This is a genomic window from Pseudomonas sp. LRP2-20 (assembly GCF_024349685.1).
Lineage (GTDB): Bacteria > Pseudomonadota > Gammaproteobacteria > Pseudomonadales > Pseudomonadaceae > Aquipseudomonas.
In genome coordinates this window covers 2,856,453-2,871,756 of record NZ_AP025944.1, presented here as the reverse complement: position 1 = coordinate 2,871,756, position 15,304 = coordinate 2,856,453, and the positions used below count along the sequence as shown (strand labels likewise).

The following is a 15,304-nucleotide window of genomic DNA, read 5'->3' as shown; positions in this document are numbered from 1 at the left end:
TAAGCCAAATGGAAGCATAAATCTGAGACAAGCCTCATAAATAGCTGCGATGCTGACCTAGATCACAACTCCAGTCAGTTTCGCAGCTAAGTTCACATCCAAGCAATATGGCGGCGCAGCTAATCAATATTTATCTCAAAGAAAAAACAGCAGCTTCAAACCGGCTGACGGGTCTGCATGGATGATGAAATCTGATTTCCAGCACCGCATCTACCGTAACACCCAGCGGGCTATTAATAATCTTCTAGGCGAGGAGATAATTGAGGCGAGCACAGAGAAATCCGGTGAGGGATATCTCACCGAAGTCAATGCCGTTTGGTATTATCCCGGCGAACCTAATAGCGATGATAAACCTGAAGTTCGTTTCGATTTGGATTACAGCTACACCACCAAACAGCCGCCGAACAATGGCGCAGGATTTCCCGACCCAACGGAAACGGACTCGATACACGAGGAACGATTTATGGAGATATGGGATGGGGCTCTTAATTCACTCATCTCATACTAGTATCTGTGCGAAAAGTGTTGAGACGAAGCTCTGTCAAAGCGAAATAGCTAAGAAAGCGGAGTCCCCGGGTTGTAAGTTAGAGTTCCGAGGTGGTTTCAACAGAGTCTCCAAGAGCATATGACTTTCGATAGCGAAAGGGATCCAGGATGATAGCCAACCGATTTTTACTTGCTGTAATTTTAACATGTGCATCATACTCCCTTCTCGCAGCCACCAATATATCAAGAGAGGCCGCCATGCCCAGCAACAACTGGAATACGCACTACTTCGGCCGCTTCCAATTATCGCTTCCGCAAGGATCGGAAATCGCTGCTGACTACAAGATTTTTGATGAGAAAATTGAACTGGTAAGCAAAAACGGAAAATCTCAACTGCCTATCCTCACTCAGCAACTTATAGATGATCTAGATAAAGGAGTGGCTCGCGGAACAAGCAGCAAATACGAAAAAACAATTCAGCTCGACAACGGAAGTGTTCTTTTGCTTTCGCGCCTCAGCACTCTTTACACCTTTAATGCCTACTTGCTCACCAGTAAAAATACGCTGTATCACATGATGATAAAACGTGTTACACCTAACGGAGTACCTGAAGCAGTTGAGAACATGCGAAAGCTAAGCAATGCCATTTATTTCAGACACCCTGATACGGAGCCACCGCACGGTGCGTTCGCATTGGAAGCAGGTTATTCTATGCTTCCAAATGATCAGTTCTTCGAAGAAATATATATGGGCGCACAAATCAAGGGGCACTCAGGAAACTACGTAAGCCTTCTTACAAAGAGCATCATTGAGAAAGAGCCCAGCCTGCTCGAACGATTTGAGCGAAAGGACTATGATCCGGCAGTAGGAGAGCTGTCAAACAATGGCCGTTTACAAACCCTTCGCAAGAACAAACGTACTGTTGGTGGCATTGATGGGGAAGAAGTGGCAGTTAGCGCTGTCATAGAGGGTAAAACCTTATATGCTTTCCAATTCGAATACGATGGCACACTGGAGTCCAATACGCGCCCTTATATCGCAATTGAGTTAGGCACTCATAAAAATGGAAGCAACTTTAAGTCGAATGAGGAAGCGTTGGTATTTTGGGATGAATTATTACAGAGCTTCAAACCTCTTCCGGAGTGATAGATGATCGCGACTGGCGAAGTAATTATACATTTCGCCCTGCAGCCGCCTGCTTGACCGCGCCTTTGTGTGTCAAGTGGCTGCAGCCCCCGCTGAGCCTTATCAGATGTGGCTTGCGCTTTAGCTTCGTCGAGCGCAGGTGCCTGGCACTTGACAATTCGCTGCTCTGGCCGGCCCTGAGCGAAGCTTCTTATGGCTTCTTCATCAGCCACTTCGAAGGCCAGCTGCACAGCACGCCGTACCGCAGCCCGTTCGAACACACCAAGCCCACCTCGCCCGGCCCGCAGACCGCCGTGGTAGTCTCGCCCAACGGTCATGAACTGTTCACCGACAGCCTCAACCGCGTCTGCGTGCGTTTCCACTGGGACCGCCTCAGCCAAGACGGCGAGCTGTCGTCGTGCTGGCTGCGCATGCTGCAACCAAGCAGCGGCCCGGACTGGGGCAGCGTGCACGTGCCACGCGCTGGTGAAGAGGTAGTGGTCACTTTCCTCGACAACGACATCGACCGCCCGCTGATCATGGGCCAGGTGTACGGCGGCCACAAACCGGCCTGGCATTCCAGCGGTTTGATGAGCGGCTACAAGAGCAAGGAAATCGGCGGCGGCGGCTTCAACCAGTGGGTGATGGACGACTCCACCGGCCAGGTGCGCACCCAGCTGCACAGCAGCCACGGCCACACCCAGCTCAACCTCGGCTACCTGATCGACCAGCGCGGCAACAACCGTGGCGCCCTACGCGGCACCGGCTTCGAGCTGCGCACCGACGCCTACGGCGCCCTGCGCGCCCAGCAAGGCCTGTACCTGAGCACCTGGAAACGCAGCAACGCCCAGGGCGCCCAGCTCGACGTCAGGTTCCTGTTTGTTCGGCGGCGAGCTCTAGAGCGTTCACAACTACCCGCGCAGCATTCGCTCACGGCAATAATAGCACTCTCAACCCCGACGTCTGCAGGCAAGGGGCATACAACAACTCTTCAGGGTACGAGCATCAAAATGCATACAACGATACAAAAAAACGCACATTATTTGCGACACTCTACAGCATTGTTAGAGTATCTCAGCATGTTCAGCTCTAAAAAAAACACAACACTAATAAAATCATACCTAAAGGCACTTACCATCCTTGCAACACTCACATTTTGCATTGGAGCAGAGAGCATGCCAAGTCAAACCAAGATCTTCTACTTCGGACGCTACAAGCTCGAAGTGCCCACTGACGGCGCAGAAATCTGGTCTTCCTACGACGTTGTCGAGGAAAAAATCGAACTCATCAGCAAGAACGGTAAACGTGACCTAACGATAAACAGTAATAATACCATTTCAGAAATCAACAAAAAACATAAGGCCGGCTATACCGACGCCTATGACCAGACACTTCCGCTTGAGGGCGGAGGTTTGATTGTAGTCTCGAAAGGTCGAAAGTACAATTTTTACATCTACTACCTAACCAATAAGAATACGCTATATCGGCAAAAGGTAGAATCAATTCCTTTTGAGGAATATGCAGACGCCGTAAAAATCGCAAAAGAATTGAACGCATCCATTCATTATCGCAATCCAGATGAGCAACCGCCTGCCCATACATTTGCTATTGAAGCTGGCTATTTAGATTTTCCAGTCAACAAGTTCGATGAAAAAGTATCAATTGGCTTGCCCGTATCATCACTTCCTGGAATCCACTTAACATTTGACACACAGCTTATAGGCAAACCGGAGCCAGGTCTCTTGTCAAGATTTGAAGAGCGCTCAGCAGGAGCGCTGCCACTTTTGCGCGATATACTAACTCGCTCAACAGTCCTTAGAAAGGGAAAAAATATATCGCAGGCATCATATTTGAAGAGTTGTTAGTCAAGACAAGCACTGAGGGAAAAGACGTGTATGCTTTCCGCCTAGAGTTCCCTGGAAGCCCTAACTCAAGCATGGAGCCATACACAGTTCTAGAATTAAGCACTGTGGATAGCGGCCCTGGATTTGAAGATGATGAGGAGGCCATAGCCTTTTGGGACAAGCTAGTTGCTAGCTTGAGTCGAATCTGAATTAATCTAAATAATACGAAAAACAATCCACTCACCATTAACTTTCACACATCGCAGCACAATATCTATCTCAGAAGTGACTCTATTTATAATAGCCTGATGCTGAACTTACAAGTCCCCTCCACCTTGGCGGCCCTGGAACGTTACGAATACCAGGGCCAGTACAACTGGCAGAAACAGGAGCGCGGCGACTGGCTCAGCCGCGTGCAGATCGAACAGCACGAGTCCCAGGCCCGCCGCGTGCACGGCCAAGGCGGCGTGCGCCAGTTGCAGGCCGGCCGCTGGTTCGAACTGACCCAGCACCCGCTGTACGAGCGCAAGGCCGCCGAGGCCCGGCAGTTCCTGCTGATCGAAGTGCAGTTCTTCGCCGAAAGCAACCTGCCCATGGCCCAGCAGCGCCGCGAAACGCCTGGCAGCCTGGCTCCGCTGTTCAAGACCGTGCGCCCGGCGCCCGACGATGGTCTGCTCGGCTCGGCCCTGAGCGAGCTTTCTTATGGCTTCTTCATCAGCCACTTCGAAGGCCAGCTGCACAGCGCGCCGTACCGCAGCCCGTTCGAACACACCAAGCCCACCTCGCCCGGCCCGCAGACCGCCGTGGTGGTCTCGCCCAACGGCCATGAACTGTTCACCGACAGCCTCAACCGCGTCTGCGTGCGTTTCCACTGGGACCGCCTCAGCCAAGACGGCGAGCTGTCGTCGTGCTGGCTGCGCATGCTGCAACCAAGCAGCGGCCCGGACTGGGGCAGCGTGCACGTGCCACGCGCTGGTGAAGAAGTGGTGGTCACCTTCCTCGACAACGACATCGACCGCCCGCTGATCATGGGCCAGGTGTACGGCGGCCACAAACCGGCCTGGCATTCCAGCGGTTTGATGAGCGGCTACAAGAGCAAGGAAATCGGCGGCGGCGGCTTCAACCAGTGGGTGATGGACGACTCCACCGGCCAGGTGCGCACCCAGCTGCACAGCAGCCACGGCCACACCCAGCTCAACCTCGGCTACCTGATCGACCAGCGCGGCAACAACCGTGGCGCCCTGCGCGGCACCGGCTTCGAACTGCGCACCGACGCCTACGGCGCCCTGCGCGCCCAGCAGGGCCTGTACCTGAGCACCTGGAAGCGCAGCAACGCCCAGGGCGCCCAGCTCGACGTCAGCGAAGCCCAGCAGCAACTGCAAAACAGCGAGCAGCGTCTCAAGACCCTCTCCGACACCGCCAAGCAGCACAACGCCGACGCCCTGCAAGCTGGCCTCGACAGCCTGACCCAGCTCAACGCCGATACCGACGTCACCTACGGCAGCGACAATAGCAGCCCGAGCCAGCCTAAATGTTTATAAAACTGGCGCCTACAACCAAACTACTGGCTACGAGCACCAGAATGCCTATAACGATCCGGATGGACGGACGCTATACTCCACGCTATATAGCATAGTGAGACTCTCCGCCCATGTTGAAATTTAATATTTACCAAGCCTTTACGCGCACTCTAATACTATTTAGCGTTTTCGCAATACTTTTCTCCTCCACTGCCGAAAGCGGAGCGCTAGACATGAATACTCAATCAAATACTTTTTATTTTGGCCGCTACTCCATCTCGGCGCCTACAGATGGATCAGGCATATGGACGTCTTATAAAATAGTCCAGAAAGACTTGCAGTTCATAAGCAAAAATGGCAAGCGAGACATCAACATAAAAGTTGACGAGTCCATTGCCGAAATAAATAAGCTCCACAAAGCTGGATACAAAGAATTTGATCAGAAAATCCCGCTAGAAGGCGGCGGCGTTATTGTAGTATCCAAATCAACAAATTATGATTTTGATATATATTACTTAACCTCCAGCAATACGCTTTATCGCCAAACTGTGGAATCCATTTCAATAGACGCTTTCGATAGAGCCGTAGGACTTGCGAAAGACCTAAATTCGATGATTCATTACCGCCACCCAGAATCGAATCCTCCCGAAGGAACTTTCGCTGTTGATGCGGGCTATCTGACTCTTCCTTCCAATAAATATCCTGAGCAAGTTTCAATAGGCCTACCCATTTCCACAATACCAGGGATCCATGTCATTTTCGATACACAGGTAATACGAAAACCAGAACCTGGATTGATCGAACGTTACGAGCAGCGTACTGCAGGCATTGTAACCCCAATGCTCCAAAAAGTTCTTACGAACACCAAACTTTTGAGAAAAACAAAAAGAACAGTTGCAGGCCTAACATTTGAAGAACTTCTGCTGAAAACCCAGACTAACGACCGAAACTTTTATTCATTCCGCATAGAGTATCCAGGCACACCAAAATCGAGCAGGGAGCCCTATACAATTCTCGAACTAAGCACTCTGGATGAGGGCGAGACTTTCAACAATGACGAGGTTGCCATGAAGTTCTGGGACACCTTGGTAAACAGCATCAAACGACTATAACCTACGTTGTCATGGACCTGACCTTCGGCACCCCGCTCTCACAAAGCGGCCGCCTGCTGCAGGTGACCACCCCGTTGGGTGCCGACCAGCTGCAGGCCCTGCGCGGCACCGGCTTCGAGCTGCGCACCGACGCCTAGCTTTGCACCGCTGGCGCGGGTCGATCAGGCAGAGGGTGAAGAGCAGGCCTTACAGTTCCGGGATCGCTTGACGAGCAGCTTGAAGCGCCTGTAGCGCTCACCCCTCCACGAACAGCAAGCCGATCGCCACCAGCGATTGCACCGCAATGGTCCAGCTGAGCCAGGCAGGCCGGCGCCCGCAGAGCCAAACGACGGTATTCATCACGAGGGTGATCACGTTGGTCAGCCAGAAGAATGTCAGGCCCCACATGACTGCATCGCTGCCCAGAAAAGGCACATAGCCGCCTGAATCGACGGCGACAAACAGTGAGAACAGCACACCGACTACGGCGATGGCGAGGGAGGTAGAACCGAGGTAGCGCGACAAGCGGGTAACAAAAGGCGTCATGCGGGACAGTGCTCCTTGAAAAGGCACAGTCTACCCAGAAGCCCCACCGCCACAAACCCCGCCTGGTCGCGCCTGCCATTGGAAATGCTGTTAACTTGAGCTATATCCCAACCGCCAAGGACATGCACCATGTCGCCCCGCAACCCCGCCCCCACTGGCTTCATCCGCGTCCGTGGCGCCCGCGAGCACAACCTGAAGAACATCGACGTCGACATCCCCCGCGACGCGCTGGTGGTGTTCACCGGTGTGTCAGGCTCGGGCAAGTCCTCCCTGGCCTTCTCCACCGTCTACGCCGAGGCCCAGCGCCGCTATTTCGAGTCGGTCGCGCCCTATGCCCGGCGCCTGATCGACCAGGTCGGCGTGCCGGACGTCGATGCCATCGAAGGCCTGCCCCCGGCCGTGGCGCTGCAGCAGCAACGCGGCACGCCCAGCGCGCGCTCTTCGGTGGGCAGCGTCACCACCTTGTCCAGTTCGATCCGCATGCTCTACTCCCGCGCCGGCAGCTACCCGGCCGGGCAACCGATGCTGTACGCCGAGGACTTCTCGCCCAACACCCCGCAAGGTGCCTGCCCGCAGTGCCATGGGTTGGGGCGGGTCTATGAGGTGACCGAGGCGACCATGGTCCCCGACCCGTCGCTGACCATCCGTGAACGCGCCGTGGCGGCCTGGCCGATGGCCTGGCAGGGGCAGAACCTGCGCGACATCCTCGTGACCTTGGGCTATGACGTCGACATCCCGTGGCGTGACCTGCCCCAGGAACAGCGCGACTGGATCCTCTACACCGAAGAGACGCCCACCGTGCCGGTGTATGCCGGCCTGACCCCGGCGCAGACCCGCGCCGCGCTCAAGCGCAAACTGGAACCGAGTTACCAGGGCACTTTCAGCGGTGCCCGGCGCTACGTGCTGCATACCTTCATGCACTCGCAGAGCGCGCAGATGCGCAAGCGCGTGTCGCAGTACATGCGCCCCAGCCCGTGCCCGTCGTGCCAGGGCAAGCGGCTCAAGCGTGCAGCGCTGGACGTGACCTTTGCCGGGCGCGACATCGGCGAGCTGTCGCGGCTGCCATTACAGGCGCTGGCCGAGGTGTTCCGCCAGGTCGCGGCGCCAGGCTACCTGGAGCAGCACGATGACAACCTGCCCCTGGAAAAGCGCCTGGCCGCGCAACGCATCGCCAATGAACTGCTGGAGCGCATCGACACCCTGATCGACCTGGGCCTGGGCTACCTGGCGCTGGAACGCAGCACGCCGACGCTGTCGTTTGGCGAACTGCAACGGCTGCGCCTGGCCACCCAGCTCAATTCGCAGCTGTTCGGGGTGATCTACGTGCTCGACGAACCCTCGGCGGGCTTGCACCCGGCCGACAGCGAAGCGCTGTTCGATGCCTTGCAGCGGCTCAAGCAGGCCGGCAACTCGGTGTATGTGGTAGAGCACGACCTGGACACCATGCGCCGCGCCGACTGGCTGGTGGACGTCGGCCCCGCTGCCGGCGAGCATGGCGGGCAGGTTCTCTACAGCGGCCCGCCGGCCGGGCTTGCGCAGGTCGAGGCGTCGCGCACTGCCGCCTACCTGTTTGCCGAGCAGCAGCGCAACCTGCGCACGCCACGCCAGCCGCACGACTGGTTGGCGCTGGAAGGCATCACCCGCAACAACCTCGACAACCTCAGCGCGCGCTTTCCGCTGGGTTGCTTCACCTCGGTCACCGGTATTTCCGGTTCGGGCAAGTCGAGCCTGGTCAGCCAGGCCTTGCTGGAGCTGGTCGGTGCCCATCTCGGCCATGCCGAGCAACAGGCCGAACCTGAAGAGCAAAGCCTTGAGGACGAACCCGAACAGCTCAGCAGCGGGCGTGTCAGCGCGGGGCTCGACAGCATCAAGCGGCTGGTGCAGGTGGACCAGAAGCCGATCGGCCGTACGCCGCGTTCCAACCTCGCGACCTACACCGGCTTGTTCGACCATGTGCGCAAACTGTTCGCCGCCACCGAGCAGGCCAAGGCCAGCGGTTTCGATGCCGGGCGGTTCTCGTTCAACGTGGCCAAGGGCCGTTGCGACAACTGCGAGGGCGAAGGCTTCGTCAGCGTCGAACTGCTGTTCATGCCCAGCGTCTATGCGCCCTGCCCGACTTGCCATGGTGCCCGCTACAACCCGCAGACGCTGGCGGTGACCTGGCAGGGCATGAACATCGCCCAGGTGCTGCAGCTGACAGTCGAACAGGCGCTGGCGGTGTTCGCCGAGCAGCCGGCGGCGCGGCGTTGCCTGCAGGTATTGCAGGACATCGGCCTGGGCTACCTGCGCCTGGGCCAGCCGGCTACCGAGCTGTCCGGTGGCGAGGCGCAGCGGATCAAGCTGGCCACCGAGCTGCAGCGCGTGGCCCGTGGCGCAACCTTGTATGTGCTGGACGAGCCTACCAACGGGCTGCATCCACAGGACATCGACCGCTTGCTGGTGCAACTGAACCGGTTGGTCGAGGCTGGGCACAGTGTGGTGGTGGTCGAGCATGACATGCGCGTGGTGGCGCAGAGTGACTGGGTGATCGACATCGGGCCGGGGGCTGGAGACGCCGGCGGCCGGGTGGTGGTCAGTGGCACGCCGCAGGTAGTTGCTGGGTGTGCTGACAGCCGCACTGCCGCGTTTCTCGCCCGGGCGTTGAAGGGTATGCCTTGAGATTTGCAGCGCCTGGGAGATCGAGCGCCGCCCGCGCGGCGCATCGCGAGCTGCGCTCGCTCCTACGTTTGTTTCGGGCCAATTATTCCTGGGGGATTTTCGCGCGAACGCCTTGGCGCATGGCGCGATATCTCGTCGTACCAACAAGGCGGTCGCGCGCGCCTGGCACAGGCGTTACTGGCCGGAAACAAACGTAGGAGCGAGCGCAGCTCGCGATGCGCCGCGCGGGCGGCGCTCGATCTCCCAGGCGCTGAAAAACCCAAGACGAACCCCTCCAGCCCCCGTAGCCGGCACAGCTAAAGGAATTCCTACCTATACTCCCCCTGGCATCCCTGCATGCCGTCTGCCCAAAAACGCGATACCTCACAGAACAACAAACGAGGTGGCAAATGGTCTGGCAGCAAATCTACGACCCGTTCGCAAGCCCCCTGCTCTCCACGCTCATGGCCGCGGTGCCGGTGGTGGTGATGCTGGCAGCACTGGCTTTCTTCCATATAAAAGCGCACATCGCCGCCCTGCTGGCCCTGGGCTCGGCGCTGCTGATCTCGATCTTCGCCTTCGGCATGCCGGCCAACATGGCAGGCTCCGCCGCGCTGTACGGCGCGGCCAACGGCCTGCTGCCAATTGGCTGGATCGTGCTGAACATTATCTTCCTGCACCGGCTGACCACCGAGAACGGCTCGTTCAAGGTGCTGCAGGACTCGTTGGCCCGCATCACCGACGACCGCCGCCTGCAACTGCTGCTGATCGCCTTCTGTTTCGGCGCCTTCTTCGAGGGCGCAGCGGGCTTCGGTACACCGGTGGCGGTGACCGGTGCAATCCTGATCGGCCTGGGCTTCTCGCCGCTGGCGGCGTCCGGGCTGGCGCTGATCGCCAACACCGCACCGGTGGCGTTCGGCGCTCTAGGCACGCCAATCATCACCCTGGCCAAGGTCACCGGGCTGGATGAAATGGAGCTGTCGGCCATGGTCGGCCGGCAATTGCCGTTCTTCTCGGTGATCGTGCCGTTCTGGCTGATCTGGGCCTTTGCCGGCTGGCGCAAGATGCTCGAGGTGTGGCCTGCGATCCTGGTGGCCGGGGTCACCTTCGCGGTGCCGCAGTTTTTGGTGTCGAACTTCCACGGGCCGATGCTGGTGGACGTGATCGCCGCGCTGATCTCAATGGCCTGCCTGACAGCCTTCCTGCGGGTGTGGAAGCCGGCCACGGTGCACACCTCGGCGGCGCTCACCGGGCGGGTGGACGACTCCAAAGTCGAGGACGACGGCAAGGCGGGCGCCGCGGCCTCCTTCGCCCAGCGTGACCAGCGCAGCGTGTTCAAGGCCTGGTTGCCGTGGATCATCCTCACCGTGTTCGTGTTCGCCTGGGGCACGGCGGGCTTCAAGAACCTGTTCGACACCCGCCCGGCGCTGGACCCGGCCAGCGGCGCGGCCATGCTCGACCCGCAGGGCAAGCCGCTGCGTGAAGGCAACCCGGTGTTCGCCCCGGTGTTCACCTTCGACGCGATCCACCAGCAGATCGAGAAAGTACCGCCCGTTGTCCCGGCGCCGAAGAAAGAGGACGCCCAGTACAAGTTCACCTGGTTCACCGCCACCGGCAGCGGCATCTTCCTGGCGGCAATCCTCGGCGGGTTGCTGATGGGCTATTCGCCACTGGAACTGGGCCGGCAGTACCTGCGTACGCTGTGGGTGGTGCGCTACTCGCTGATCACCATCGTCGCGATGCTGGCGCTGGGCTTTCTCACGCGTTACTCGGGGCTGGACGCGACCATGGGCCTGGCGTTCGCCGCCACGGGTATCTTCTATCCGATGTTTGGCACCTTGCTCGGCTGGCTGGGCGTGGCGCTGACCGGCTCGGACACGGCTTCCAACGTGCTGTTTGGCGGGTTGCAGCGGGTGACGGCGGAGCAGCTGGGGCTGAGCCCGGTGCTGATGGCGGCGGCCAACAGTTCGGGCGGTGTGATGGGCAAGATGGTCGATGCGCAGTCGATTGTCGTGGCCTCTACCGCGACCCGCTGGTATGGGCACGAGGGTGAGATCCTGCGTTATGTGTTCTTCCATTCGATCGTGTTGGCGGTGCTGGTGGGTGGGCTGGTGACCTTGCAGGCCTATGTAGCGCCCTTCACTGCGATGGTGGTGGGCCATTAGGGGTAGGTCTTGAGTTTGTCAGCGCCTGGGAGATCGAGCGCCGCCCGCGCGGCGCATCGCGAGCTGCGCTCGCTCCTACGTTTGTTTCGGGCCAATTATTTCTCGGGGATTTGCGCGCGAACGCCTTGGCGCATGACGCGATACCGCGTCGGACCAACAAGGCGGTCGCGCGCGCCTGTCACAGGCGTTACTGGCCAGAAACAAACGTAGGAGCGAGCGCAGCTCGCGATGCGCCGCGCGGGCGGCGCTCGATCTCCCAGGCGCAATAAATCTCAAGGCGAACACCTGTTCCCACACCCATCCCCCCTCAAGTACAGTCAGCCCCATGGACAAATACACCCCGCGCCAGTGGCTCCCGCACGAGAAGCCCAGCCTCCCCGGCTCCCCTTCCACGCCCCTGCATACGCCGGCCAAGCGCCTGGCGTATGGCGTGGTCGGCCTGCTGGTGGCGATAACCGGTGGCCTGGGTAACGCACTGGTCACCGCCAACCTGGTGTTCCTGCAGGGCGCGCTGGGCGCGACCAGCGCCGAGATGGCCTGGCTGCCGGCGGCCTATGTGATGACCAACGTGTCGATCAACCTGCTGCTGGTCAAGTTCCGCCAGCAGTTCGGCCTGCGCGCCTTCACCGAAGTGTTCCTGGTGCTGTATGCCCTGGTCACCTTCGCCCACCTGCTGGTCAACGACCTCAACTCGGCCATCGCCGTGCGCGCCGCCCACGGCATGGTCGGCGCGGCGCTCAGCTCGCTGGGCCTGTACTACATGATCCAAGCATTCCCCGAACGTTGGCGGCTCAAAGCCATGGTGCTGGGCCTTGGCGCTTCGCAACTGGCCCTGCCGCTGGCGCGGATATTCTCCGAAGACCTGCTGCAGATCGCCGAATGGCGCGGCCTGTACCTGTTCGAACTGGGCCTGGCGCTGGCCGCACTGGGCTGCGTGCTGCTGCTCAAGCTGCCCCCTGGTGACCGCTTCAAGACCTTCGAGCCGCTGGACTTTCTCACCTTTACCCTGATGGCCAGCGGCGTCGCCCTGCTCTGCGCCGCACTGTCGCTTGGGCGCATCGACTGGTGGCTGGAGGCCCCCTGGATCGGCATCGCCCTGGCCTGTTCCATTGCCTTGATACTCACCGGCCTGGCCATCGAGCACAACCGCCAGAACCCGCTGCTGATGACACGCTGGCTGGGCAGTGGCGCGATCATCCGCCTGGGCCTGTGCGTGATACTGATCCGCATGGTCACCTCGGAACAATCCACCGGCGCGGTGGGCTTTCTGCAAGTGTTGAACATGGGCAGCGAGCAGATGCGCTCGCTGTACTGGATCATGCTGCTCGGCGCCGTGGCAGGCCTGGCCAGCAGTGCGCTGACCATCGACCCCAAGCACCTGGTGATCCCGCTGTTCATCTCGCTGCTGGCGATGGCCACCGGGGCGTTCATGGACAGCAGTTCGAGCAACCTCACGCGCCCCGCGCAGATGTACCTCAGCCAGTTCCTGCTGGCCTTCGGCAGCACCTTCTTCCTCGGCCCGTCGATGGCCCTGGGCATCAGCCACGTGCGCGCCAACCCGCGCAACCTGGTGAGCTTCTCGGTGCTGTTCGGCATCTGCAACAACCTCGGCGGGCTGATCGGCGCGGCGCTGCTGGGCACCTTCCAGACCTGGCGCGAGAAATTCCATTCCAGCCACCTGATGGACCGCCTCAGCTACCTCGAACCGCTGGTCAATGCCCGTGTGCAAAGTGGCGGCGCCGGTTACGCCGGGCTTCTCGCCGACCCGGCATTGCGCAGCGAGGCGGGCCTGCGCGTGCTGGCCAGCGCCGCCACCCGCGAGGCCAACGTGATGGCCTACAACGATGTGTTCGTGCTGATCGGCAGCATCGCCGTGCTGACCATGATCTGGATTACCATTCGCGGCTCCTGGCTGTGGTATGTCGCCCGCCAGGCTGCTTCATCCGACTCCACCAGCGGTACTGCCAGCCGATGACCGAAGAAACCCGCAGCACAACCACCACCGCCATTGCCGAAACCCCGGAAGGCAGCACGCCACCCAGCGAACCGACCAGCCCGGTGCGCACGCGGCGGGTGCGCATCCTGTCTTCGATCAGCTTTGCCTGCGTGGCCCTGGCCGGCATCCTGCTGGTGCTCTACGCCTGGAACCTGCCGCCGTTCAGCAGCACCATCGAAAGCACCGAAAACGCCCTGGTGCGCGGCCAGGTGACGATCATCGGCCCGCAGCTCAGTGGCTATGTCGTCGACGTGCCGGTGCATGACTTCCAGTTCGTCAAGGCCGGCGACCTGCTGGTGCAGCTGGACGACCGCATCTACAAGCAGCGCCTGGCCCAGGCCATCGCCCAGCTGCAACAGCAGCAGGCGGCGCTGGCCAACAACCTGCAGCAGCGCAACAGCGCCGAGGCCACCATTGCCCAACGCCAGGCAGCCATCGGCGATGCCTCGGCCCAGGCGACCAAAGCCAAGGCCGACCTCAGCCGCAACCAGGCGCTGGTCAGCGATGGTTCGGTGTCGCGCAGCTCGCTCGACCTGGCCCGCGCCAGCGAGGCCGCTGCCGTCGCCAGCCTGGCCCAGGCCAAGGCCGCGCTGGAAATCGCCCGCCAGGACCGTGAGACGGTCATCGTCAACCGCGCCTCGCTGGAGGCCTCGGTACAGAACGCCAAGGCCGCCGTCGAACTGGCCCGCATCGACCTCGACAACACCCGCGTCACCGCCCCGCGTGACGGCCAGCTGGGGCAGATCGGCACGCGCCTGGGCGCGTACGTCAATTCCGGTGCACAGCTGATGGCGCTGGTGCCCGATACCCTGTGGGTGATCGCCAACATGAAGGAAACCCAGATGGCCGACGTGCGCATCGGCCAGCCGGCGACCTTCACCGTCGATGCCTTGAACCACCTCAAACTGTATGGCCATGTGCAGCAGATTTCGCCGGCCACCGGCTCGGAGTTCGCCTTGCTGCAGGCCGACAATGCCACCGGCAACTTCGTCAAGATCGCCCAGCGCATTCCGGTGCGCATCACCGTCGACCCCGATCAGCCCGCAGCGGCGCGCTTGCGCCCGGGGATGTCGGTGGTGGTGAGCATCGATACCCGGGAGCCGCAAGGGCACCATTGACTGGCGCTTTGTGAACCCTGTCCAGATGCCGTACTGCCACGATTGCGCCGCTCTAGCCCGTGGGTTTTAATGCCGCCCTCCGGCTTAACTTCGCAATCCAAGGACGTTTCATCATGTACAGGAAGATCGTACCGCTGGCGTTGCTGGCCACCCTGGCAGGCTGCTCGGACACCAAGGACGCCAGCGAGGCCAATTTCCACAAGGCGGCCCAGGCCTACCTCGACACGCAGTACCCGCACTGTTTCGTGGTCGCCGACTTCCCTGCCAAGACCCAGGACTTCGACGTCACCGGCACCAACAAGGCGCTGCATGCGCTGGCCAGGGTCGGCATCGTCAGCGAGAAGGAAATCTCCCGCGTCGAGGTGCCGGAGCGCCTGTGGCAACCGGCGCGCACCGACATCTACTACGCCTACGACCTTACCGATGAGGGTCGCAAGTACTACAAGGCCGATGCCCAGAAGCTGCTCAACGGCCAGACCCGCGGCGGGCTGTGTTTCGGCAAGGCCGAGGTGACGGCGATCGAGCAGTTCAGCGAACCGGGACAGATGATGGGGCGCACCGTTGCCGATGTGACCTATGCCTACAAAGTCACCGGCTTGCCGGATTGGGCGGCCAATGACCAAGTCAGGGCCAATATCCGTGACCTGGGCAAAGCCGTGGCGACCAATGACACGCCGGCCAGGGAGAAGCGGGTGATGGTGCTGACCAACCAGGGTTGGGTGCACGAGCGCCTGTTCGACAAATAATATTGCCCTGTAGCGGCCCTTTCGCGGGCG

General features: G+C 60.0%; 11 protein-coding genes and 2 pseudogenes. 12 read left to right on the top strand and 1 reads right to left on the bottom strand.

All coding sequences use genetic code 11. The annotated features are described in order from the left end of the window. Positions 1–181 precede the first annotated feature (181 nt). From OCX61_RS12710 to OCX61_RS12685, 7 genes and pseudogenes are all read left to right on the top strand, one after another. Positions 182–508, top strand: a complete 327-nt coding sequence (locus OCX61_RS12710; protein ID WP_409261930.1) for a hypothetical protein — start codon at positions 182–184, stop codon at positions 506–508. A gap of 236 nt (positions 509–744) precedes the next feature. After that, complete coding sequence (locus OCX61_RS12705) at positions 745–1,632, top strand: T6SS immunity protein Tli4 family protein (protein ID WP_261944124.1); 888 nt, start codon at positions 745–747, stop codon at positions 1,630–1,632. A gap of 176 nt (positions 1,633–1,808) precedes the next feature. Beyond that, positions 1,809–2,477 (top strand): annotated as a pseudogene (locus tag OCX61_RS12700) (type VI secretion system Vgr family protein); the annotation flags it as partial. A gap of 992 nt (positions 2,478–3,469) precedes the next feature. Then, positions 3,470–3,664 carry a T6SS immunity protein Tli4 family protein gene (locus OCX61_RS27350; RefSeq protein ID WP_410011107.1) on the top strand — a complete coding sequence of 65 codons (195 nt, stop codon included), beginning with the start codon at positions 3,470–3,472 and terminating at the stop codon, positions 3,662–3,664. Positions 3,665–3,790: 126 nt separating this feature from the next. Continuing rightward, positions 3,791–4,981, top strand: a pseudogene (locus tag OCX61_RS12695) (type VI secretion system Vgr family protein); the annotation flags it as partial. Positions 4,982–5,208: 227 nt separating this feature from the next. Then, entirely contained in the window at positions 5,209–6,087 is an 879-nt protein-coding gene (locus tag OCX61_RS12690; protein ID WP_261944123.1) for a T6SS immunity protein Tli4 family protein, read from the top strand. 11 nt (positions 6,088–6,098) lie between these two features. Further along, positions 6,099–6,224 carry a hypothetical protein gene (locus OCX61_RS12685; RefSeq protein ID WP_261944122.1) on the top strand — a complete coding sequence of 42 codons (126 nt, stop codon included), beginning with the start codon at positions 6,099–6,101 and terminating at the stop codon, positions 6,222–6,224. A 97-nt stretch (positions 6,225–6,321) separates the two neighbouring features. On the opposite strand, the gene OCX61_RS12680 is transcribed toward OCX61_RS12685, so the two are convergent. Further along, a complete protein-coding gene (locus OCX61_RS12680) occupies positions 6,322–6,612 on the bottom strand; it encodes a hypothetical protein (protein WP_261944121.1) in 291 nt (96 codons plus the stop codon). A 129-nt stretch (positions 6,613–6,741) separates the two neighbouring features. Here OCX61_RS12680 and uvrA point away from each other — a divergent pair, with 129 nt between their 5' ends. From uvrA to OCX61_RS12655, 5 genes are all read left to right on the top strand, one after another. Then, positions 6,742–9,270, top strand: a complete 2,529-nt coding sequence (gene uvrA / locus OCX61_RS12675) for an excinuclease ABC subunit UvrA (protein ID WP_261944120.1) — start codon at positions 6,742–6,744, stop codon at positions 9,268–9,270. A 389-nt stretch (positions 9,271–9,659) separates the two neighbouring features. Continuing rightward, positions 9,660–11,414 (top strand): L-lactate permease, encoded by a 1,755-nt coding sequence (locus OCX61_RS12670; RefSeq protein ID WP_261944119.1) that lies wholly within the window; start codon positions 9,660–9,662, stop codon positions 11,412–11,414. 325 nt (positions 11,415–11,739) lie between these two features. Next, positions 11,740–13,389, top strand: coding sequence for an MFS transporter (locus OCX61_RS12665; RefSeq protein ID WP_261944118.1), 1,650 nt, complete (start codon positions 11,740–11,742; stop codon positions 13,387–13,389). Next, positions 13,386–14,528: an HlyD family secretion protein gene (locus OCX61_RS12660; protein WP_261944117.1), complete on the top strand. Its 1,143-nt coding sequence runs from the start codon at positions 13,386–13,388 to the stop codon at positions 14,526–14,528. The genes OCX61_RS12665 and OCX61_RS12660 overlap by 4 nt, the downstream gene beginning before the upstream one ends. A gap of 113 nt (positions 14,529–14,641) precedes the next feature. Beyond that, the gene (locus OCX61_RS12655) at positions 14,642–15,274 is read left to right on the top strand and encodes an SEN1982 family lipoprotein (protein ID WP_261944116.1); all 633 of its coding nucleotides are present in this window, start codon (positions 14,642–14,644) and stop codon (positions 15,272–15,274) included. The last annotated feature ends 30 nt before the right edge of the window (positions 15,275–15,304 follow it).

Coding starts and splice junctions, on each gene's coding strand:
- OCX61_RS12710 (WP_409261930.1), top strand. CDS start 182: ATGATGAAATCTGATTTCCAGCACCGCATCTACCGTAACACCCAGCGG.
- OCX61_RS12705 (WP_261944124.1), top strand. CDS start 745: ATGCCCAGCAACAACTGGAATACGCACTACTTCGGCCGCTTCCAATTA.
- OCX61_RS12690 (WP_261944123.1), top strand. CDS start 5,209: ATGAATACTCAATCAAATACTTTTTATTTTGGCCGCTACTCCATCTCG.
- OCX61_RS12685 (WP_261944122.1), top strand. CDS start 6,099: ATGGACCTGACCTTCGGCACCCCGCTCTCACAAAGCGGCCGCCTGCTG.
- OCX61_RS12680 (WP_261944121.1), bottom strand. CDS start 6,612: ATGACGCCTTTTGTTACCCGCTTGTCGCGCTACCTCGGTTCTACCTCC.
- uvrA (WP_261944120.1), top strand. CDS start 6,742: ATGTCGCCCCGCAACCCCGCCCCCACTGGCTTCATCCGCGTCCGTGGC.
- OCX61_RS12670 (WP_261944119.1), top strand. CDS start 9,660: ATGGTCTGGCAGCAAATCTACGACCCGTTCGCAAGCCCCCTGCTCTCC.
- OCX61_RS12665 (WP_261944118.1), top strand. CDS start 11,740: ATGGACAAATACACCCCGCGCCAGTGGCTCCCGCACGAGAAGCCCAGC.
- OCX61_RS12660 (WP_261944117.1), top strand. CDS start 13,386: ATGACCGAAGAAACCCGCAGCACAACCACCACCGCCATTGCCGAAACC.
- OCX61_RS12655 (WP_261944116.1), top strand. CDS start 14,642: ATGTACAGGAAGATCGTACCGCTGGCGTTGCTGGCCACCCTGGCAGGC.